Below are 23,041 nucleotides of genomic sequence, written 5' to 3' on the forward strand. Positions count from 1 at the left end.
CTAATTAAAAGCTAGTCACTAGTTTTCTAATAGCCGTTAAATTAGTTAATAATGCTTCTAAGTTATCCAAATGTAACATGTTAGCACCATCACTTTTAGCATTAGCAGGATCAAAATGCGTTTCTATAAATAAACCGTCCACATTATTGACAATTCCAGCACGTGCAATCGTTTCTATCATATCAGGGCGACCACCTGTTACACCAGCACTTTGATTAGGTTGTTGTAAAGAGTGTGTTACATCTAAGACCGTTGGAGCATATTGACGCATCGTTGGGATACCTCTAAAGTCTACAATCATATCTTGGTAACCAAACATCGTTCCGCGATCTGTAATCCAAGCCTTGTCACTTCCTGCGTCTTTTACTTTTTGTACTGCATGTTTCATGGCTTCAGGACTCATAAATTGACCTTTTTTAAGGTTGACAACTTTTCCTGTTTTTGCAGCAGCAACAACAAGGTCTGTTTGGCGTACTAAAAAAGCAGGGATTTGTAAGACATCAACATATTGCGCTGCTTTTGCAGCATCACTAACTTCATGAATATCTGTAACGGTTGGGACATCAAATTTTTCAGAAACTTTAGCTAAAATTTCTAAAGCTTTTTCGTCACCAATACCTGTAAAACTATCAATTCTACTACGGTTGGCTTTTTTAAAACTTCCTTTAAAAATATAAGGTATTTCAAGTTTGTTACTAATAGTTAGTACTTTTTCGGCAATTCTAAACGCCATGTCTTCGCCTTCAATTGCGCAAGGACCGCAAAGCAAAAAGAAATTATTACTATCTGTATGTTTTATTTTAGGGATGTCTTGAAGTATCATAATTTAGGATAATTTAGGCTGCAAAGATAAGTTAATTTTCAGTAGTTAGTAGGCTTGTGTTTGGTCTTAACATTTGCTGAATTTTACTATTGGTGTGTTGACGATAGTACAAAGCCAAAAGGATAAAAAGAACAATACTTATCGCAACCAAATAAATAATGGAAGTCATGGTTTTTTCAACTTGTAACAGTTCTAAATACGGCGAAATCAAAAATTCACTAATAGTACTTAATAGTAAAGCGACAATAATTGAAATGGCTAAGATTTTATAAGCGATAGTGTGATATACTTTAGCTATTTGCGTCTTAGAGTACCCTAAAAAATGAAGCTGTGTGATCGTTTGCTTATTTTTTAAAATCAATAAATTAATATTGGTAATAACCAGGTATATTGATAATATAGTAATGAGTAATCCAATACCTAAAACAATACTCAAGATTAATTTAAGGACATAACTCAGTTTGGAGTTTTGCACGTCATTAGATAGATAGTTGTATTTTTTGGAGGCTAAAAACTCTAGTAATTTAGGGTCTGATGGGTTGATAACATCTAGAATTATTCTAGATATTTTAGATTCTTTTAAAGGACTTAATGTTTTGTTGGTATACTTTAAAAAGGATTCCGGAACTAAAATAGAATTTATTTTTTCGGAAGCATCCAATATATAAGCAGGGTATAGTTCTGTTTTACTAGACCCAGTAAGTTTTAAGTCGATGGGAATTTGTCTAATAATTTTCTCATTAATTTGCGGCATTCCTGTACTTGCTGCGTATCCAAAATTATACAGGTTTATATAATTCTTAGGAATAATTATAGGAACTTCTCGATCTCCTGGTTGCCATTTCCAATCGGCACTTTTAATATCTAAAAACTCGTCACCTACAGCTTCTAAAAACATCTCCGTAGAAATTCCGGTGTAGTTTGGTAGTGTAACACTGGCAAGCACACGGTAAGTCCCATGTGTAAAGCCTCCCGTTTTATTAATAAAGGGTTGTTGTTCAAGTTCTGCTATTTCTTTTGGTGTAAAGGCGTTGTCTCTTCCTAAATCTTTATAAATAATTAAGTTTTGATTACCTAATAAGTCGTTTTCAGAACTAAATATGGATCGTGTATCAATAAATAATTGGATCACAATTAGCAATATGGCTAAACCTAAACTAGAGCTTAGTGCAAAAAAGAGTAGCTGAGATTTATCAACTTGTTTTTTTAGAAGTTTGTCAATCATAACAATAATGTTTTTGTATAATCGATATTGTAAGTATCACCTAAACTGGCAATTATTAAAGTTGCATTGTTTTTTTCTGCTTCCTGTGTCACTAGAGTAACCGCATTTGTAATCTGGGCTTGGTCTATATGGCTAAAGGGTTCATCTAATAATAAAATCTCAAACGGTTGGCATAAGGCTCTAACAATAGCAATACGCTGTTGCTGACCGTAAGATAAGGTCTCAGCTTTTTTATGAGCTAATTGATCCACGTCTAATTGTGCTAACATTTCTAAAATCTCAGATTCAGATTTATGATTGGTTAGACTATTTTTTAGTTGAATATTTTCTAAAGCCGTCAATTCTGGAAAGAGTCGAAGACCTTGAAATACAATCGAAATTTCATCTCGTCTAATAGACGTCCAATCATCTTCAGTAAATGAAGCGATAGTCGTTTTGTCAAATAGTATAGATCCAGAATACCGGTTGTTTAGACCATATAAAAAATTAAAAAATGAACTTTTCCCACTTCCCGAAACTGCTTTTATTAAATATTTTGAATTTGGTAGTAACTCAAAATTTTTACTCCAGACTTCGGATGAAGCTGGAGTAAAAAAGTTTGGTATTATGTTTTGGATAGTAATTTGCACGTTAACTAGTTTGATTCAGTTTCCTCAATAACTGTTTCTTCTATATCGTAAACAGATTCGTCGTCTTCGTCAATAACTAGTATTCCGATATCTTCTGGGTCTTCATCGTCTTCCGTAACAGCATCTACATCTGTTTCAGTAATGTCATCATTTTCGATTACTTCTTGCTCTTTATTTTTAATCTCATCCATTAAAGTATTCATTGTTTTAGCAAGTTCGTCACCATATAAAACAGTTTGAATTAATGAGTTTTTGTCACCTTTAGTATAAGTAAAAGACTCTCCGCCGTCAGTATCAATAAAATAATGGTTTTCGCCAAAATACTTATCATATATTGCAATGCTTTTATCTTTAAATTGATCCATTGTATTATCACTTCCGTAAGTATTGTATCTGCCATAAGGATTGTACATGTTACTTAAAGATTGCGCAAAATCATTACTTATTTCTGCAATGTTTCCTTTGGTGTAAAGATAAATTGAATGCGATAATTTGTCTTTATGTTCAAAATCAGATAAATTATTAGCTAGTTTTCCGTTGGTGTTAATTTCTTTTGCTTTTTCAACATCATTTGTGAAAAAGATTAAATCGTCGGTAATTACCATGTACGAATTTTTTTCAATTTCATAATAATTAGGACTTAACATTGTAATAGGTGCTCCTTTTTCTTGGATCTTAGCTAATAAATTGTCAAATTTAGATTTGTTTTTAATAGCAATAACACCATACATATTAGGTACCTTCTTGTCTACTATTGTATATGTTTCTTCTCCAGTGTAGTAATTATAATCGTATACAGAGTCTTTAACTGTTTTACCTTCTGTTATAGCAAACATTACAGAACCATCAAATATTTTTGCGATATCTTTAGTGCTCATACCGATTTCTCTTTCAGATTCAGTGTTAGCTCTTTCAAGGTTTTTTTTCAATTCTTCCCTAGCCTGAACAGGTAGTACTTTATTATCTGTTAAACTTGTAATATGATCAAAGTATGCTTCTGGGTCTATTGATAGTTTTGCTAAAAGTAATGGGCTATTTGGTAACGCATTAAGCATAGATTTACTGTAAGACGTGGTCATCCATTTTTTATAACCTAATAAAGAGGTGAAGTCTTTATTTAATTTAAGATTTGTATTAGTATGGATATGGTCATCTTCAAAGCTTCCGTGATACGATAGGTTGTTGTCTTCTAAATTAACTTTTACACCTGCAAAAGCATTAAGTAATCCATCAAAAGCATCGCCTAAAGGTGTCGATGTTATATGTAATCCCATATCTTGTTTGACATCAAAGAAATCGTCAAAATAATTTGTTGCTAAGATGGTTTCAGCTCTATTTAAATTAGTTAAGTCTTTTAATTCTGCAGCAGCATAATTATTTGCACCAATTATTAATGCTGTTTTATTATTCCAACCAATAGCTAATTCTCCAGTAGAATAAACAGTAAAGTCTTTGTCTTTACCAACATTCTCCTCCTTTTCTAAATCGTGTAATTTTTCTAATAGTGGTTGTATAAAGGCTTCAAAAGTAGCAGCGTCTTTAATTGGTAATGCTAGACCACCAAATCCAGAGAGTCTTTTAAAAGAACCAAATCCAAGAATAAATTCTTTTCTAAACGTTTTGTTTAGATTCTCTGAGGTCATAAATTCGGATACAAACGCTTTTACTTCTTCAGGAGCTTTGTCTTCTATTAAAGTATTAATGCTTAGGTTTTTTGAATCTAAGTCTTTGCTTTTTTCAGAAAGCGTTTTAAGATTGACGTACATGACAGCTACAGCATCTTTAGGGATAAAGTAGGATTCTTCGTTTTTGGTGCCACAACTGGCAAATAGAAATGCAATAACAAGTAGACAAATAAATTTTTTCATGGTTCTAGTGTAATTTTTTTAAGTCGTTGATTAATAAGTTGACAAATCTAATCATATAATATTTTTTATTAAATATTATTAAAACAATTAATAAGCTATTCCTCTAATTAGACATAACTATCTGTGTCTGTTTGATTAAAAATGTTACAAATTTTAGTGATGAATTTGTCAAATTTTAATTAAAACGTATTTTTAGATAAAAATTGAGTACATTTGCACGCTTAAAATAAGGCACCATTATGGCTAATATTAAAAATATTGCAATTATTGCACACGTCGATCACGGAAAAACTACGTTGGTTGATAAAATCATGTACCACTGTCAATTGTTTCGTGAAAACGAGAACACAGGAGACTTAATTTTGGATAACAATGATTTAGAACGTGAAAGAGGAATTACAATTACTTCTAAAAACGTTTCTGTAATTTACAAAGACACAAAAATTAATATCATTGATACACCAGGTCACGCCGATTTTGGGGGTGAAGTAGAGCGTGTATTAAACATGGCTGATGGTGTTGTATTATTAGTGGATGCTTTTGAAGGACCAATGCCTCAAACGCGTTTTGTATTACAAAAAGCGATTGACTTAGGTTTAAAACCTTGTGTAGTTGTAAACAAAGTAGATAAAGAAAACTGTACTCCTGATGAAGTACATGAAAAAGTTTTTGATCTAATGTTCGAATTAGGAGCAGAAGAGTGGCAGTTAGATTTTCCAACCGTTTATGGTTCGGCTAAAAATAACTGGATGAGTGATGATTGGAGAAACGAAACAACAAACGTTGAACCATTATTAGATATGGTTATAGAGCATGTGCCTACGCCTGTTTTTCCTGAAGGAACAACTCAAATGCTTATTACTTCTTTAGATTTCTCTTCTTTTACAGGTCGTATTGCGATTGGTAGATTACAAAGAGGAAGTTTAGTAGAAGGACAACAAATATCTTTAGTTAAAAGAGATGGGTCTACAACTAAAAGTAGAGTTAAAGAATTATTTATATTTGAAGGTTTAGGACGTAAGAGAGTCGAAAGCGTTCAAACTGGAGATATTTGTGCTGTTGTAGGGATTGAAGGATTTGAAATTGGTGATACAATTGCAGATATCGAAAACCCTGAAGGTTTAAAATCAATTGCTATTGATGAGCCTACAATGAGTATGTTATTTACAATTAACGATTCACCTTTCTTTGGTAAAGATGGTAAATATGTGACGTCTCGTCATATTAAAGATCGTTTAGAAAAAGAATTAGAAAAGAATTTAGCACTTAAACTAGGTGAAACTGGTAGTGCAGATAAATTTATGGTCTTTGGACGTGGTGTATTACACTTATCAGTTTTAATTGAAACTATGCGTCGTGAAGGTTATGAGTTACAAATTGGACAACCACAGGTAATTATCAAAGAAATTGATGGTGTTAAATGTGAGCCAGTTGAAGAATTAACAATTGACCTTCCGGAGACTGTTTCTGGTAGAGCTGTAGAGTTTGTAACTTTACGTAAAGGTGAATTATTAAGTATGGAAGCAAAAGGAGATCGTATGATATGCGAATTTTTAATTCCTTCTCGTGGTATTATTGGTTTACGTAACTTGTTATTAACAGCTACTGCTGGTGAAGCAATTATGGCACACCGTTTTAAAGAGTACCAACCACTAAAAGGTGCTATTGCTGGACGTATTTCTGGATCTTTAATTTCTATGGAAAATGGTAAAGCTATACCTTACTCTATTGATAAATTACAAGATAGAGGTAAGTTTTTCGTTGAACCAGGTGAAGATATTTACGAAGGTCAAGTAATTGGTGAGAACTCTCGTCAAGATGATATGGCTGTAAACATTACTAAAGCTAAAAAGCAAAGTAACGTACGTAGTTCTGGAGCAGATGATAAAGCTAAGATTGTACCAGCAATTAAGTTTAGTTTAGAAGAAGCATTAGAATATATCCAAAAAGATGAGTATGTAGAGGTAACACCAAACCATATTCGTTTACGTAAGATCTATTTAACAGAAAACGATCGTAAGAGAAATAAGATTGCTTAATAATTGAAACCATTACAGTTATCAAATCCAACACTTAGACGTGTAGTACACTCTAAATATATTGATATAGTTGGTGTAATTTTGGTAACCGTTATCTGTTTTTACAGAGGATTTCATGAAACTATATATTATCAGGGAGGTATCCAATTTGGGGTACCTCTTTCTGGTTTTAGTGATTATATCTCTAAAGGCGCTTTTCCTATAGGGTTGTTATCTACCATCGGAGCAGTAGTGTCTTTACTGGCTGCTAGGATGATTGTTAAACAACAAAATTTAGGAAATTGGATTGGTGTGTTTACGACTGTTAATTCAGGTGTGATTGATTATCTATTTGGTAATCATTCTGCCATTATAACGTATCCTTTAACGTTTATTATTGCCATTATCGCCACTAAAAAATGGAGTGACGGCGAGCAAGTTAAAAAAGCGGATGCAAAATATTGGTTACTTATACTTTTAGCTTTTATAGTATCTTATACTTTAGTTTTTTTAGGGTTTTATTGGTTTGGAACAACTATTAATAATCAATTTTTTAAACATACCGTAGCGATTATATTTGGAATATCGTTAGTTGGTAATGTAAGCACTGCCTTTAAGTATGAACAAACGTTTTTAACGTGGTCTTTTTATAACTTAGCTCAAATTATTAAAAATGTAATACAAGGTAATGTCGCTAATATTGTTAAATATGTGTTTTATATTATAAATTCAATACTTACTTTTTTTGATTGGCGTATAAATGGGGATATAAAAAAGACAGAAGTGGCGTAAGGCTATAGTTTTTCTCGTTTAATAATTACATTCTATTCTTTAGATATTGCTATTTTGGCAATTCAAGGCCTCCAGACTTTGATGTTACATTTAAAACACTAGGTGATTTTTTGGATAATCCTTTTTTTTCTTATTACATAAAAATAGGAAGGTGTTTTTGTAATCTTGAAGACGATAGTAATCGTATTATAATCAATCAAGACATACCGTTTGGAGTCTATAAATGTATGGACTGCCAAGGTGAGATTGTTTTTGAACCATTATCTAAATAAATGTACTGCAATTTCTTTTTTAATTAGTAATTTAGGCTGGCCTAAAATTGTACTATTATTTTTTCAATACAAACATATAACCCCGAATACTTTAACGTTTGGAACGATTTTGTTGTCGCTTCCAAAAATGCAACGTTTTTATTTAATCGCAATTTTATGGAATACCATAAAGACAGATTTAATGATTTCTCTTTGCTTGTGTTTAAGGGTGAAAAATTAGTTGCAATACTCCCTGCAAATAAGGTTGGTGATAATGTTTATTCTCATCAAGGATTAACATATGGCGGCTTAGTGTTTAAAGAAAATGTAAAGTTTAATACCGTTTTATTAATTTTTAGAGCACTTTTAAAGTTTTTAAGTAAATCTGATGTTAAGGAGTTGCAATTAAAGATGTTACCCTCTATTTATAATACGTTACCAAATGATGAACAGACTTACATCATGTTTTTACTTGAGGCTAAACTAAATAGGCGTGATGCATTATCTGTAGTTGACTATAGACATCCTTTAAAATTTTCTAAAAATAGATTAGAAGGCGTTAAAAAGGGTGAGAAGCATGGTTTGGTTGTGGAAGAAGAGCATTGTTTTGAATCTTTTTGGTCAACAGTACTAGAGCCTAATTTAAGTGTGAAGCATAATGCTAAACCTGTACATAGTTTGGCAGAAATAAAAGTATTGAAAACTAATTTTGGTAAGCAAATACGTCAGTTTAATGTTTATCAAAATGATCAGATAATTGCGGGAACTACAATTTTTGAGAGTAAATATGTTGCACACGCACAGTATATATCTAGTAATAACAAAAAAAACGAATTAGGTAGTTTGGATTTTTTGCATCATCATTTAATTACGTCTGTATTTAATAATAAACGTTTTTTTGATTTTGGAATATCTAATGTAAATAATGGTCGACAAGTTAATCAAGGTTTACAATATTGGAAAGAAGGTTTTGGAGCAAGAACAGTAATACAAGATTTTTATACAGTGGCTACTAACAGTTATAAAATTTTAGATACGGTTTTGATATGATAAAGTTTTTAGACCTACCCAAAATTAATGCACGTTTTGAATCAGAGTTTAAAGCGGAGTTCAATACATTTTTAAATTCTGGAGTTTATGTTTTAGGACAAGGTGTAAAAACTTTTGAATCTAACTATGCTGATTATTGTGGGACCAAATATTGTATTGGCGTCAGTAATGGTTTTGATGCTTTAGCTTTAATCTTTAAAGGGTATTTAGAATTGGGTTTATTGCAAAAGGGAGATGAAGTGATTGTTCCTGCTAATACATTTATTGCTTCTATATTGTCTATTATGGAAGTGGGCTTAAAACCTATTTTAATAGAACCTAATTTGGATAGCTTTAATATAGAAGCGTCAGAAATTGAAAAGCATATTTCTGGAACTACAAAAGCAATACTGATTGTTCATTTATACGGTCAGTTGTGTGATGTATCCGAAATTAATACGTTAGCTAACCATAATCAATTGTTAGTTGTTGAAGATGCTGCACAATCCACCGGTGCTATTGATAATTTAACATCAAAACGATCGGGGAACTTATGTGATGCGGCTGCTTTTAGTTTTTATCCAAGTAAAAATTTAGGAGCTTTAGGGGATGCTGGGGCAGTTACGACTAATAACAAAGCATTAGCTGATGTTATTTTAAAATTAAGAAATTATGGTACATCATCTAAATATGTAAATGATGTTTTAGGAGTCAATAATAGATTGGACGAAATTCAGGCGCTGTTTTTAAATGTTAAGCTTAAATTTTTGGATGCTGATAATACACAGCGTTTAGTTATTGCTCAACGCTACTTGTTAGATGTTACAAACGCAAAGATTAAAATGCCTAGGTTTAATGATTTACGTAATCATGTGTTTCATCTATTTGTCGTTTTGGTAGATAATCGTGATCATTTTATTCAGTATTTGAAAGAACATAACATTGAAGCTGCTATTCATTACCCAATACCTCCTCATAAGCAAAAAGCACTTCAAATATTTAACGACTTAAAATTTCCAATAACAGATAAAATTCACGACACTTGTGTGAGTTTGCCTATTAGTCCAGTAATGACTGATTTGGAGGTAACGACAGTAATTAAAACCCTTAATGATTACTAATTGAAAAAAGTTCTAGATTATATAAATACTAATGTTTTAGTTAAAGTGGCGTCACTTAACTCTGTTTCTGTTATTGTAAAAATAATTGCAGGCTTTTTGACGTCCAAATTCATAGCGATTTTTATTGGTTCGGAAGGAATGGCTTTAGTTGGGAATCTAAGAAATTTTGTGGGCTCAATACAATCTATATCTATACTTGGATTGTATAAAGGAGTGGTTAAGTATATCGCGCAATTCAAAAAAGATACTGTTCAGCTTAGTAAAATTTTATCTACAGTATTTTACTTAGGCTTTATATCAACGATATTGATGTCTTTTTTGGTGTATTTTAAAGCAGATTATATTAATGACTTAATATTTAAAGAGTATAATAATTACGCTTATATCATTCAGATTTTCGCAATAGCAATTCCTTTTTATGCCTTAAATATGTTTGCATTTTCCATTCTGAATGGATTTTCCAAATATAAATATTTAATTGTCTTTAATATTTTTGGCCAAATTTTAGGGTCGGTTATTACCATTTTATTAATTTGGCAAGAGCAGATTGATGGTGCTTTAATAGCCGTAGTGGTGGCAGAATCACTGATATTTTTAATTACTGTAGTGGGAATTATTAATCGTCGAAATTTTATTCCTCTTATAAAAGCAAGTAACTTTAGTTTAAGTTTTGCCAAAAAACTAAGTTCTTATTCTGGTATGGCTTTATTTTCAGCAATAATTTTACCTTTAATCGCGATATTAATTAGAAGCTATATTATTGATAATGTAGGACTAAAAGAAGCTGGTTTTTGGGAGGCGATGAATCGAATTTCAAAGTACTATTTGCTATTTGTTACCACACTTTTAACTATGTATATTTTACCAAGATTTTCTGAAATTGATAATATAAAGGATTTTAGAAAAGAGGTTTTTGGGTTTTATAAGTCTATTATTCCAATTTTTGCTGTAGGATTAATTGTTATTTATTTCTTGAGGCATTTTATTATTCGAATCGTGTTGACTGACGAGTTTACTCCTGTGGAAGAATTGTTTTTGTGGCAACTAATGGGAGACTTTATAAAGGTATTGTCTGTGGTAATAGCTTATCAGTTTCTTGCAAAACGTATGTTCTGGCACTATATTGTTACAGAGGCTTTTTCTGTAATAACATTATATTTTACTAGTAAAATATTAATAGATGAGTTTGGTGTAGTTGGCGCAAATATGGCCTATTTTATTACCAACATAATGTACTATGCTATAATACTATTGATATTTTATTCCTCTTTATTTGGGGTGTTACCAGATAAAATTGAAGAGCGCTAAATTAAGCGTCTTTCCATGTTTTTAAATACTGTTCAGCAATTATTTTATAGTGATGTTCTTTTTCTATAAATGCTCTAGCATTTTTTGAAATTTCAAATATTTTTTTAGGATTTAAAATAAGCCATTCTAATTTTTCTACAAGATAGTTTACATTTGGGAGTGCGTTTATAGCAATAGTATCCTCTTTTAAACTGTAATAATCTAACCATTCTTGTTCTGCTCCAGTAAACACGACTTTGCCTTTTGCCATAGCTTCTAATGCATTATAACCTTGGTCATAAGAGTATACTTGATCCATTAATATGTGAGTATCATTATAAATTTTAATGTAGTCATCATAGGGGATATCATAAGTGGTTTTTATTGAAACTCTATCTTGATATTTATTACCAATAATTTTTAAAGCTTCTTCAAAAATGTCACCTCCTTTTTTTATGGTATTGGAACTATTAATGCCATGAAAAATATGTATCCTGTCCTTTATTATTAAAGGAGAATAATTGATTTTATCTGTATTGATAGCATTAGGAATAATTTTTAAATATTTAGGATGATTTAATAAAGGAAGGTGATAATCTATATCTGAAGCAATAACTCCATTTGTTATATTAAAAATAAAAGCGTGCAATTTATAATGTGAAGGGCTTAGGCGTTGCATAACAAATTGATATTCTTTTTTTAATTTTTTTTCATGATAAGGTGTTAGGTTGGAGTATTTTAATTTTTTATCATTTGCATATTTTACACTTAAATAGTCTGTGCCGCATGATAAAACAAATAGTTTATGATTCTGTTTTGTCAATTTTTTTAAAAATCGTATTTCTAAGCTAGGATAACTTTTTAAGACACTTTCATTAATTAATTGTACAACATCGTAATTCTTTAATTCAGGTAATATGGAATTAAAGTTATAATAATTCTCAAGTTTTACGATGTTTATTCTCAGTGTTCTAATAAGCGCTTTGCTAATAAATCTTAAGAAAGAATATTTTGATATTTTAGAATTAATTTTAATATCTACAGGATAGTCCTTAAAGCCATCTCCTGTGCCTACAATGGTAACCTCATGCCCGAATTTTATTAAACCTTCCTTCAACGAATTATGCAATCTGCTGTACTCTCCGATTAATAATATTTTCATTTATATAGTTATATTTGTCTCAAAGATAGTCGTAAATGATAAAAAGTAATAATAATAATAATAAAGTTTGCATCGTTGTGTCTTCCTTGGCAGGTGGTGGAGCAGAACGGTCTTCAGGTTTATTATCTATAATGCTTTACGATGCAGGTTTTGATGTTCATGTGGTCAGTGTCTTAAATAATATTGATTTCCCATACAAAGGTGAATTATTAAATTTAGGATTACTTAAAGATAAAGATAATTCTGCTTTTGGAAGATGGAACAGATTACGAGTTTTTAAGACTTATCTAAAAGAAAATAAATTTGATTATGTTATTGATAATAGGACACGTATTGGATTTGCAAAAGAATTAATAATTTCTAAGTTTTTATATACTCCAAGACAAACAATTTATTGTGTTCGTAATTTTAAGGTGGATTTGTATATAAATCCAAAGCGATTTTTAAGTAAGTTTTTATATGGAAATGCTTATAAAATGGTTGGTGTTTCTAGAGGTATATCTGAAAGATTAATTAAAGAGTATGGGTTTAATAATACAATAGTGATTCATAACCCGGTAGATAAAAGAAGCAATATCATAAAGGAAACAGAAGACGAATTTTTAAAAGAATATATTTTGTTTTTTGGACGTTTAGACGATCAACATAAAAATGTTTCTCTTCTAATTGAAGGATACGCTGGTTCATCACTACCAGAAAAAGGAGTTAAACTCAAGGTTTTGGGTGAGGGGCCAGATTTAGAGAAATTAAAGCTTAAGGCAGAAGACTATGGATTATCTAAACATATTCAGTTTCTGCCATATTTAGTAAACCCTACGGAAGTGATAACTCATGCTTTGTTTACAGTGCTTACCAGTAGGTATGAAGGATTTCCAAGAAGTATCTTAGAGTCTTTATCTCTGGGTGTGCCAGTAGTTTCTGTTGATTGTAAATCTGGACCCAATGAAATCATTAAGAATGATGTCAATGGAATTCTGGTAGAAAATCATAATCCAATAAAATTAGCAGATGCTATTAAACGACTTTATGAAAATAAGGAATTGTATTTAAATTGTAAAAATAACTCAAAAAGTAGCGTTGTTAATTTTTCAGAAGCTAATATTGTTCAAAAATGGAAAGCCATTTTAAATTAAAATCATAAAATGAATACAATAGATAACGTTACTTTCATAGAGATTCCTAAAGTCCATGATGAGCGTGGTGTTTTAGCGGTTATAGAAAAAGAAGTTATTCCTTTTGATATAAAACGGGTCTATTATTTATACGATATACCTAGTGACGCGTATCGCGGAGGTCATGCGCATAAAAAGCTACGTCAATTTTTGGTGCCTCTAAGTGGTAGTTTTGATGTGATTTTAAAAGATGGTAACGATACTAAAATAGTAACGCTTAATAAGCCTAATAAAGGCTTGTTGATAGTGCCAGGGATTTGGCGGGAACTTGAAAATTTTTCTTCGGGTGCTGTTTGTTTAGTTTTAGCTTCGGAAGTTTATGATGAAGCAGACTATATCAGAGATTACAAAGACTTTATTTTATCTAAAAGCAGATAAGTATATATTTTTCTTTATCAAAAAGCCTTGAAATTGTTTCATTTTACTTAAAATGATTTTTGGACAGCGTAGTATTAAGCGTTGTTTAAAATTAATATTTTTTAGACTAATATCTTTAATCAGTAAAGCTGCCTTTTCGTCTTCATCATTAAATTTATATCTAATAGCTAAAGCATAACGTTTAATATCCATGTAACGCTTTAAAGACGGATTTGATAGTTCTTCATTAGTATATTGGTTGATTAACATTGATCGGTTGTCATTTAGTTGGCTATTAGATAAACTAGTTGGATCAAAAAAATTATAAAGCATCGTAACTGTTGGGTTGAATGTAATAGGACCATGCAAACCAAATCTAATCCATAAATCAATATCTTGACCAGTACGCAGTTGCGAATTGTAGGCTCCGATTTTAAAAAAAGTATCTTTTTTAAAAGCAACAGAAGAGGAATGCGGAATATAATTTATGATATTAGCTTCAAAAAAATCAGGGACGATTAGGCATTCTGTAGTATAATCGAAATTAAATTTTGCTTTTGTAATAAATCCATCGTGTCGCTTAATTTCATAATTATTGCAATATAGGACCGCATTTTTAAAAAGTGTAATGCATTTTTTTAACTCTTCTAGATGGTTCTCTTTCCAAAGATCATCTCCATCTAAAGTAGCAATATAGGTTCCTATTGAAGATTTTATTGCAGTATTACGTGCAACAGAAACACCTTGATTTTTTTGATGGATAAGTTTTATCCTTTGATCTGTAAAGGTCTTTATAATAGATAGACTTTGATCCGTTGAGCCATCATTAACAATAACAATTTCAAAATCTTGAAACGACTGATTTAAAACCGCATTTAAGGTTGTGGAAATATAACTTTCTTTGTTGTATAGCGGTATGATGACAGAAAAAAAAGGACTCATTTTTTGAGATTAATATGACTAAAATAGCTAATTCTAAATAAATCGAATAAATATAAAGAAGAGTGTTTTGTGTTCAGAATGTACTTGGCTATTGGATTAATCAAATAATATAAAAAAGCTAAAATATAATTAATTTTAAATGTTTTTAGTTTGGTGAAATAAGATAAAAACGAAATAAAACTTGGAGGTATAAGTCCTGATTTATAAATGTAATTTAAGTTTTGAAGGCTTTTTTTTGTTTTATCTAAAAAGACAGCATTAAAATCTACATCTTCGTGTAGAATAGGATTATTTATATGTAATAGGTCTACGTTTAATAAGCTAGCTTGATAAGCAAATAAAGTGTCTTCATGACCGTATTGGTTTAATGTTTTTTCAAAACCGATACTATTAAAAACAGCTTTAGTCATCAATATATTATTACAAAACATGCATTTGTAAGGCTGCTGTGCTCTTTGTTTTGCAGTTAAATCCTCTCTTTGTTTGCCGTATTTCCATCGTAGGCGTCTGTTTTTAGGCACTTCTTCGGGATGGATACGTCCACCGTATATTATTGAGGATTTTGGAGTTATACTTTTAAGGTAGTTAGATATGTATTGGTCAGAAATAATTAAAGAGTCACCATCAATAAATAGGATATAATCATATTGGGAAGCTTCCGCTAAAAGGTTACGATTATTACTTAGCCCAACATTTTTCACATGGCTTTTAAAGGTGGTGAAGGATAATGTATTTAACTTGTCGTTTTTTGAATTTAATCCTGAATTTGAGCCATCATCAAAGATTAAAATTTCAAACTGTATTTTGGAAGCAGTAAGTTGTTGATGTAAACTATTAACTAAATTAGTAACGTCGTAATTATAAGTCGGAATTAAAACAGAAAGCATAAAACTGAAATTTAATTGGCTTTACGTTGCACGACCTCAAAGACCTTATTGTCATCACATTTTAGTGTTTTACTTGGGTATTTTAAAAGTAGAGCATAATCATGAGTCGCCATTAAAATAGTATTCCCATTTTTATTTATTTCTAACAGTACTTCCATAACCTCAATACTTGTTTGTGGGTCTAGATTTCCTGTTGGCTCATCAGCTAATATAAGTTCAGGGTCATTTAATAAGGCGCGGGCAATAGCAATACGCTGTTGTTCTCCTCCAGATAATTCATGCGGAAACTTAAAACCTTTAGTTTTCATGGCTACTTTGTCTAATACCGAAGCAACACGTTCATTCATTTTTTCTTTGTCTTTCCAGCCAGTTGCTTTTAAAACGAATAATAAATTGTCATTTATCGTACGATCTGTAAGAAGTTTAAAGTCTTGAAATACAATACCTAGTTTTCGACGTAAAAAAGGAATCTCCTTCTCTTTTAATTTTAGTAAGTCAAAATCTACAATATGACCTTCGCCTTTGGTTAATTTTAAATCACCATAAAGGGTTTTCATAAAACTACTTTTCCCAGAACCTGTTTTACCAATTAGATAAACAAAATCACCTTTTTTTACCTCTAAGTTTATATCAGAAAGCACTAAGCTTTCGCCTTGAAAAATTGAAGCGTTTTTTAATTCTAAAACAATATCTGACATAAAATAATTTTAATTCTTGCTATTAACATAACGCATTTGGAATGCGTAAAATTGTAAAGGACAAAGTAAACAATTAATAGTAAAAAAAGAGGCAGAAAAATAATAATTTATTAAGCAGTTGGTCGGACACCTTAATTTAATAAAAACTTAGAGTTATTTATACATTTAAATACTTGAAATATAATTATTAGTAAAATCACGCGTTAGACCTATAGATTAATTTATCTTTGATTTTCAATTTAAAAACAGTGTCAATGTCAGTAAAAAAGCAGCTTACATTTTTCATAACTATAGCATTTTGTTTCCAATTACTTGGGCAGCAATCAGCGGTCTATACAAGTAGTTTAGGGGATTACCAAAAAGCATTACAGCTATATAATAGTCAACAATATTTGGCTTCTCAAAATTTGTTTACTCAAATTAAAAAAACGACGGATGACGAGAATGTTCAAAGTAACTGTGCGTTCTATATTGCAAATGCGGCGATTAGATTAAACCAGCAAAACGCGGATGTCTTAATGGAGCGTTTTGTCGAAGATTATCCAACAAGTACAAAACGAAATACAGCCTTCTTAGACGTCGCAGAATATTATTTTATAAATGGTAAATATGCTTACGCCCAAAAATGGTATGCTAAAGTGGACGAGGGGTCTTTAGCAAAAGGCGATAGGGAAGCGTATAACTTTAATAATGGGTACGCATCGTTTACAACTAAAAACTATAAAGAAGCTAGGAAGTATTTAACACGTGTCGAAACGTCTCAGAAATATGGGGCTCAAGCCAAATACTATTTGGGGTTTATGTCTTATGAAGGTGATGATTACGATGAAGCCAATAAGTACTTTGAGCAAGTTGGAAACGAAGAAAAATATAAAGAAAAACTAAGCTATTACCAAGCGGATTTAAATTTTAAATTAGGAAAATTTGATAAAGCTATTGCGTTGGCTAAATCTAAATTAGAAACTAGTGAGCGAAGTGAAGTTTCAGAATTAAATAAAATTATAGGAGAAAGTTATTTTAATCTTGAAAAATATGACGAAGCTATTCCATACTTAACGGATTACAAGGGTAAAAAAGGGAAATGGAATAATACCGATTACTACCAGTTAGGATATGCTTATTATAAGCAAAAGGAGTATGATAAAGCGATTTCAGAATTCAATAAAATTGTAAGTGCAGATAACAGTGTTGCTCAAAATGCCTATTACCATTTAGGAGAAAGCTATGTTAATGTTGGTAAGAAGCAAGAAGCATTAAATGCTTTTAGAAATGCTTCTCAAATGGATTATGATTTAAAAATACAAGAAGATGCGTGGTTAAACTATGCTAAAATAAGTTATCAAATAGGTAATGCCTATCAATCGGTACCACAAGTTTTAAATAGTTATTTAGAAAAGTATCCGGATACAGAATATAAGGAAGAGGTGGAGTCGTTATTAATAGACTCGTACATTACTTCTAAAAATTACAAAGAAGCATTAGTGTTATTGAAAAACAAAAATAGCTTTGAGAGTAAGGTTGCGTATCAAAAAGTAGCCTTTTATAGAGGTTTAGAGTTGTTTAATGAAAGTAAATATCAAGAAGCAGAAGACCTTTTTGATAAATCGCTAAAAGAACAACAAAATCAAAAGTATACAGCAAGAGCCACTTTTTGGAAAGCAGAAACAGATTATAACTTAACAAACTATGATGATGCTTTAATTGGGTTCAAACAATTTGCACAACAAAATGAATCGGCTGCAACTATTGAGTTTGAAAACTTAGATTACAATATCGCTTATACGTATTTTAAACAGAAAAATTATAGCCAAGCAACATCATTTTTTAGTCAATTTATTGAGAAAAATCAAACAGATAAAATTAGATTGAACGATGCTTATCTAAGATTGGCAGATGGCTATTTTGTATCAAGTCGCTATAGTGAAGCTATTTCGACTTATGATAAGGCGATGGAAATTGGGAAGATTGAAAATGACTATGCATTTTTTCAAAAAGCTATGAGTTATGGTTACATTGGTAAAGAAAGTGATCAAACTGAGCAATTAAAACAATTTATTGCTAAATACCCAACATCTAAATTAAGAGATGATGCCATGTATGCATTGGGGAATAGTTATGTAAAGGCAGGAGAAGATGCTAAAGCAATTGCTATTTATAATCAATTAAAAAAAGAATATAGTACAAGTCCATTTACACGCAAAGGGCAGTTACGTCAAGGATTAGTGTACTACAATGCTAGTCAAAATGAACAAGCGCTAACAACGTTTAAAGCAGTTGCTAAAGCGTACCCAGGTACTCCGGAAGCTAACCAAGCGGTAGCAACAGCTAGACTAATTTATATCGATTTAGGAAAAGTTGACGCGTATGCCACTTGGGTTAGAACATTGGATTTTGTCGAAGTTACTGATGCAGATTTAGATAATGCAACTTATCAAGCAGCAGAAAAACAATATTTGGATGAAAACGTAAATGCTGCTATCAAACAATTTGAGGGGTATTTAAGCGAGTTTGCAAATGGATTGCATGCTACACAAGCGCATTTTTACTTGGCTCAATTGTATTTCAAAAAAGATGTAAAACCTAGTGCAGAACCACATTATGCTTATGTTGTAGAGCAATCACAAAGTGAGTTTTCTGAAGAAGCATTATTGCGTTTGTCTCAAATTCAACTAGACAAAAAAGATTGGAATGCTGCAATTCCAACATTAAAACGTTTAGAGCTAGAGGCTAATTTTCCTCAAAATAGTTTATTTGCACAATCTAATTTAATGCAGGCTAATTATCAATTAGATGAATATAGTCAAGCAGTCGCTTACGCGGAAAAAGTGCTTAGTAATGTTAATTTAGATAATAAAGTAAGAAGTGATGCGTATGTGATCATTGCACGTTCTGCTTTTAAAACTAACGATCAACCTAAAGCAAGAACCGCTTATACGCAAGTCGAAACATTTGCAACTGGTGAAACAGCAGCAGAAGCATTATACTACAACGCATACTTTAAAAATAAAGACGGACTGTATAACGACTCTAATAAAGTAACACAGCGTTTAGCAAAAGATTATTCTGGATATAAATACTACGGAGCAAAAGGACTAGTAATAATGGCAAAAAACTTTTATGCTTTAGGAGATGCCTTTCAAGCCACTTATATTCTTGAAAGTGTCATTAAAAACTTTAGCAATTTTGAGGATGTGAAAACAGAAGCACAAACCCAATTGACTAGAATAAAAGCAGAAGAAGCTAAAACAAACTCGTCAGTAATCACCGAGGACTAAAAATCAGTAATCAAGACCATCGTAATTCATAAATATAAATTATGTTTAGTATAAAAAAACAAATCATTTTATTAATACCATCGTTATTAGTTTCTGTCTTTGCGTTTGCGCAAGAAAGAGAAGGAGACACGATACAAACAGGTGTTATTGATGTAATAAAACCATATACACCATCAATTTCTGATGCTTTTAAAGTAAAAGAAACACCATCTCTAGATGATAACAATACAGGAACAAAGAAGGAGGTTAAATATAATATTTTCTCTTTTCCTGTGGCATCAACATTTACTCCTGCAAAAGGAAAAGCAGCAGTCGTGGATAAAGCAAAAAAAATAAAGTTGTATAACAATTACGCAACTTTAGGTGTTGGATCATATACTACTATTTTAGGGGAAGCTTATTTAAATCATGCTATTGGCAGAGACCAAGCATTTAGTGCTTATATTGGTCACCATTCTTCTCAAGGTGATATTGATGAAGTGTTAACGGATAGTGGATTTTCAGATTCAAAGCTTAATATAACCTATACTAAATCAGATCGTGATTATACATGGACTGCGTTAGGAGGTTTTCAGTATCAAACTTATAATTGGTATGGTTTACAGCAACCTTTGTTTACTCAGGCAACTGCGGATACGTTAGATGTAGGACATAGTTTTATCAATGCCTATGTTGGAGGAGATATTATGTTTGAAGATGGGATTGTGTCTTCAGGAAGTGTTATTTTTAGACGCTTTGGTGATGATTATGGTTCTGGAGAAAATCGATTTAAGGCTAATGCTATTGGAACTGTAAATATCCAAGATAACGATGTCGATGTAGAAGTGTTTGTCGATTATTTAGGAGGTAGTTTTGATAAAGCTTATGCAGTACCAACGGAGCTTAATTATGGTAATTTTCAATTTGGGGTTGCTCCAAAATTTCAGTTGAAACAAGATGATTTGACGGTGGACTTAGGTGTTAAAGCGGTCTATTTAAATGATACGGAGGCTAGTGAGAGTAAATTCTTTATCTATCCTAATATAGCAGCTAGTTACAGACTTATAGATGATGTTTTAATTGTTTTTGGAGGTGTAAAAGGGGGATTGATTCAAAATTCATATTACGATTTTGTAGAGGACAATCAATTTGTGTCACCTAATCTTTTTGTAGCACCAACAGATCAACAATATAATGCTTTCGGAGGATTAAAAGGAAAGCTGTCTAATGCAATGAGTTACACAGTAAGTGGTAATTATAAATCCGAAAAAAATAAAGCGTTATTCGTAAATAATGATATCACGCAAACGTCAGAAGCTTATACGTACGGAAACTCATTTGGGTTAACTTATGATGACGTAACAACATTAAGTGTTGCAGCAGAATTAAATGTAGATATAAACAGAAACTTTACATTAGGAGTTAAAGGAGAGTACTTCTCATACGATGTTAAAAACGAAATGGAAGCTTGGAATCTGCCAGATTTAAAAGCATCAGTCTTTTTAGACTATCAAATTAATGAACAATGGTTTGCTGGGGCTAATTTATATTATATTGGAGAGCGTAAAGACCAATTTAGTATTTCTAGTGTAACACCATCTGTAACAGGAGTTGTGACTTTAGATGCTTATTTTGATGCCAATGCACATGTAGGTTATCATATAAACGATCGTTTTTCTGTGTTTGCAAAAGCTAATAATATAGTAGGGGAAGCGTATACTAAATGGCAAAACACACCAGTGCAGGGTATTCAGTTTTTGGCAGGAGGAACTTATAAATTCGATTTTTAAATACGCAAATTTCGGTATAATCACAGTCTAAAATTATTATGTAAAAAAAAACAGCCTCATCTCGAGGCTTTTTTTTATGCTTATATTTACTAAAAAAAATTAAAATATGAAATTCGCCAATACCCTATTCTTACTTTTAATCATTACATCTTGTGCTTCAGATAAAATAGATGTTGATACTATTATCACTAATGCTAATGTGTATACAGTCGATGCTAACTTTTCTAAGGCAGAAGCTTTTGCAGTAAAAGATGGTAAGTTTGTAGCGGTTGGTACAGCTGTAGATATAAAGAATAAATATAAACCAAAAGCACTTATTGATGCAGCTGGTCAAACTATTGTACCAGGTTTTATTGATGCACATTGTCATTTTTATGGACTTGGTTTAAACCAATTGCAAGTTAATCTAAGAGATACAAAAAGTTATGCAGATGTTATAAGTAAGGTTGTAGCATTTCAGAAAGACAAAGCTTCTACATTTATTATTGGTAGAGGATGGGATCAGAACGATTGGGATGACAAAACATATCCAACTAAAGTGCAATTGGATAGTTTATTTCCTAAGACTCCGGTAGCATTAACTAGAATTGATGGTCATGCCATGATATGTAACCAAGCGGCATTAGATCTAGCTAATATTACAGAAAGTACACTAGCGGAAGGTGGAGAGATTTTAAAGGAGAATGGGAAGCTTACTGGAGTTTTAATTGATAACCCAATGGAATTAGTGGAAGCTATTTTTCCGGAGCCAACAAAGCAACAACAAATAGATGCGCTATTGGAAGCTCAAAAAATATGTACAGATTTAGGGTTAACAACAGTGTCGGATGCAGGTTTAGATAAACAGGTCATAGAATTGGTTGATAGCTTGCAACAAGCTGGTGCATTAGATATGCGTATCTATGCTATGATTAGTAATAGAAAAGCAAACTTGGACTATTATTTAACTAAAGGAAAAATTAAGACAGCGCGTTTAAATGTACAATCTGTAAAAGTTTATGCGGACGGTGCTTTGGGGTCTAGAGGTGCGGCATTAAAACAAGAGTATACGGATCAACATGATCATTTTGGTGCTTTAGTTATTGGTGTTGAGGATTATAAGACTTTAGCAGAAAGAATCGCTAAAGCAGGATACCAAATGAACACGCATGCGATTGGAGACTCTGCTAATAGATTTGTATTACAGACGTATGAAAAAACATTAGTAGGTCAAAAGAATAGACGTTGGAGAGTTGAGCATGCTCAAGTTATTACAGATGATGATTTCGAATATTTTAAAAATGAGAATATTATACCCTCTATACAGCCAACACATGCAACAAGTGATATGTATTGGGCAGAAGACCGTCTTGGTAAAGACAGGATAAAAGGGGCGTATGCTTACAAGACATTATTAGAAAAAAGTGGACGAGTGGCTTTAGGTACTGATTTTCCTGTAGAGAAAGTAAGCCCGTTTTTAACGTTTTATGCAGCTGTTTCTAGACAAGATACTAAGCAATATCCAGAAGGAGGTTTTAATAAAAAAGACGGATTGTCTAGAGAAGAAACTTTAAAAGGAATGACAACTTGGGCGGCCTATTCAAACTTTGAAGACCAAGAAAAGGGGAGTATTGAAATTGGTAAGTTTGCTGATTTTATTATCTTGGACAAAAATATAATGACTGTGGATGAAAAAGAAATCCCAAACATTAAAGTAAATGAAACCTATATTGGAGGCGTGGCACAGTAGTTGCTCT

At 31.6% G+C, this 23,041-nt stretch carries 18 protein-coding genes; 10 read left to right on the forward strand and 8 right to left on the reverse strand.

Translation table 11 applies throughout. The features are described 5' to 3' along the window. Positions 1-4: 4 nt before the first annotated feature. From kdsA to E9099_RS10700, 4 genes are read right to left on the reverse strand one after another with little or no spacing between them, the layout of a single operon-like run. Positions 5-823 (reverse strand): 3-deoxy-8-phosphooctulonate synthase, encoded by an 819-nt coding sequence (kdsA, locus tag E9099_RS10685; protein WP_136583612.1) that lies wholly within the window; start codon positions 821-823, stop codon positions 5-7. A 31-nt stretch (positions 824-854) separates the two neighbouring features. Beyond that, a complete protein-coding gene (locus E9099_RS10690) occupies positions 855-2,048 on the reverse strand; it encodes an FtsX-like permease family protein (RefSeq protein WP_136583613.1) in 1,194 nt (397 codons plus the stop codon). Next, the gene (locus tag E9099_RS10695; RefSeq protein ID WP_168800741.1) at positions 2,045-2,677 is read right to left on the reverse strand and encodes an ATP-binding cassette domain-containing protein; all 633 of its coding nucleotides are present in this window, start codon (positions 2,675-2,677) and stop codon (positions 2,045-2,047) included. The genes E9099_RS10690 and E9099_RS10695 overlap by 4 nt, the downstream gene beginning before the upstream one ends. 5 nt (positions 2,678-2,682) lie before the next feature. Next, complete coding sequence (locus E9099_RS10700; RefSeq protein WP_136583615.1) at positions 2,683-4,545, reverse strand: DUF4836 family protein; 1,863 nt, start codon at positions 4,543-4,545, stop codon at positions 2,683-2,685. A 239-nt stretch (positions 4,546-4,784) separates the two neighbouring features. Here E9099_RS10700 and typA point away from each other — a divergent pair, with 239 nt between their 5' ends. From typA to E9099_RS10725, 5 genes are all read left to right on the forward strand, one after another. Next, positions 4,785-6,584, forward strand: coding sequence for a translational GTPase TypA (gene typA, locus E9099_RS10705; protein WP_136583616.1), 1,800 nt, complete (start codon positions 4,785-4,787; stop codon positions 6,582-6,584). A 3-nt stretch (positions 6,585-6,587) separates the two neighbouring features. Beyond that, positions 6,588-7,355 carry a nicotinamide mononucleotide transporter family protein gene (locus E9099_RS10710; protein ID WP_136583617.1) on the forward strand — a complete coding sequence of 256 codons (768 nt, stop codon included), beginning with the start codon at positions 6,588-6,590 and terminating at the stop codon, positions 7,353-7,355. Positions 7,356-7,783: 428 nt separating this feature from the next. Next, positions 7,784-8,656 (forward strand): GNAT family N-acetyltransferase, encoded by an 873-nt coding sequence (locus E9099_RS10715; RefSeq protein ID WP_240788884.1) that lies wholly within the window; start codon positions 7,784-7,786, stop codon positions 8,654-8,656. Then, positions 8,653-9,756 carry a DegT/DnrJ/EryC1/StrS family aminotransferase gene (locus E9099_RS10720; protein ID WP_136583619.1) on the forward strand — a complete coding sequence of 368 codons (1,104 nt, stop codon included), beginning with the start codon at positions 8,653-8,655 and terminating at the stop codon, positions 9,754-9,756. Before E9099_RS10715 ends, E9099_RS10720 begins: the two co-directional genes overlap by 4 nt. Further along, positions 9,757-11,064, forward strand: coding sequence for an O-antigen translocase (locus E9099_RS10725; RefSeq protein WP_136583620.1), 1,308 nt, complete (start codon positions 9,757-9,759; stop codon positions 11,062-11,064). Between the two features lies 1 nt (position 11,065). Here E9099_RS10725 and E9099_RS10730 read toward each other — a convergent pair whose 3' ends face one another. Continuing rightward, positions 11,066-12,205, reverse strand: a complete 1,140-nt coding sequence (locus E9099_RS10730; protein WP_136583621.1) for a glycosyltransferase — start codon at positions 12,203-12,205, stop codon at positions 11,066-11,068. 35 nt (positions 12,206-12,240) lie between these two features. Between E9099_RS10730 and E9099_RS10735 the strand changes: the two genes are divergently transcribed. Both E9099_RS10735 and E9099_RS10740 read left to right on the forward strand, forming a co-directional pair. After that, positions 12,241-13,338, forward strand: coding sequence for a glycosyltransferase (locus E9099_RS10735; protein WP_136583622.1), 1,098 nt, complete (start codon positions 12,241-12,243; stop codon positions 13,336-13,338). 9 nt (positions 13,339-13,347) lie between these two features. Next, the gene (locus tag E9099_RS10740; RefSeq protein ID WP_136583623.1) at positions 13,348-13,755 is read left to right on the forward strand and encodes a sugar 3,4-ketoisomerase; all 408 of its coding nucleotides are present in this window, start codon (positions 13,348-13,350) and stop codon (positions 13,753-13,755) included. Here the strand turns inward: E9099_RS10740 and E9099_RS10745 are convergent. The 3 genes from E9099_RS10745 to E9099_RS10755 are packed head-to-tail and all read right to left on the reverse strand — an operon-like array spanning position 13,738 to position 16,261. Beyond that, positions 13,738-14,676, reverse strand: a complete 939-nt coding sequence (locus tag E9099_RS10745) for a glycosyltransferase family 2 protein (protein ID WP_136583624.1) — start codon at positions 14,674-14,676, stop codon at positions 13,738-13,740. The two genes, E9099_RS10740 and E9099_RS10745, sit on opposite strands and share 18 nt — an antisense overlap. Further along, complete coding sequence (locus tag E9099_RS10750; RefSeq protein WP_136583625.1) at positions 14,673-15,563, reverse strand: glycosyltransferase family 2 protein; 891 nt, start codon at positions 15,561-15,563, stop codon at positions 14,673-14,675. The genes E9099_RS10745 and E9099_RS10750 overlap by 4 nt, the downstream gene beginning before the upstream one ends. Positions 15,564-15,574: 11 nt before the next feature. Further along, the gene (locus E9099_RS10755; protein ID WP_136583626.1) at positions 15,575-16,261 is read right to left on the reverse strand and encodes a cell division ATP-binding protein FtsE; all 687 of its coding nucleotides are present in this window, start codon (positions 16,259-16,261) and stop codon (positions 15,575-15,577) included. 254 nt (positions 16,262-16,515) lie between these two features. Here E9099_RS10755 and E9099_RS10760 point away from each other — a divergent pair, with 254 nt between their 5' ends. The 3 genes from E9099_RS10760 to E9099_RS10770 all read left to right on the forward strand — a co-directional run bounded on the left by E9099_RS10760 (position 16,516) and on the right by E9099_RS10770 (position 23,034). Then, entirely contained in the window at positions 16,516-19,536 is a 3,021-nt protein-coding gene (locus E9099_RS10760; RefSeq protein ID WP_136583627.1) for a tetratricopeptide repeat protein, read from the forward strand. 41 nt (positions 19,537-19,577) lie between these two features. After that, a complete protein-coding gene (locus tag E9099_RS10765; RefSeq protein ID WP_136583628.1) occupies positions 19,578-21,305 on the forward strand; it encodes a TonB-dependent receptor in 1,728 nt (575 codons plus the stop codon). A 106-nt stretch (positions 21,306-21,411) separates the two neighbouring features. Beyond that, entirely contained in the window at positions 21,412-23,034 is a 1,623-nt protein-coding gene (locus E9099_RS10770) for an amidohydrolase (protein ID WP_136583629.1), read from the forward strand. Positions 23,035-23,041: the final 7 nt, after the last annotated feature.

This window comes from Psychroserpens sp. NJDZ02, assembly GCF_004843725.1.
Taxonomy (GTDB): domain Bacteria; phylum Bacteroidota; class Bacteroidia; order Flavobacteriales; family Flavobacteriaceae; genus Olleya.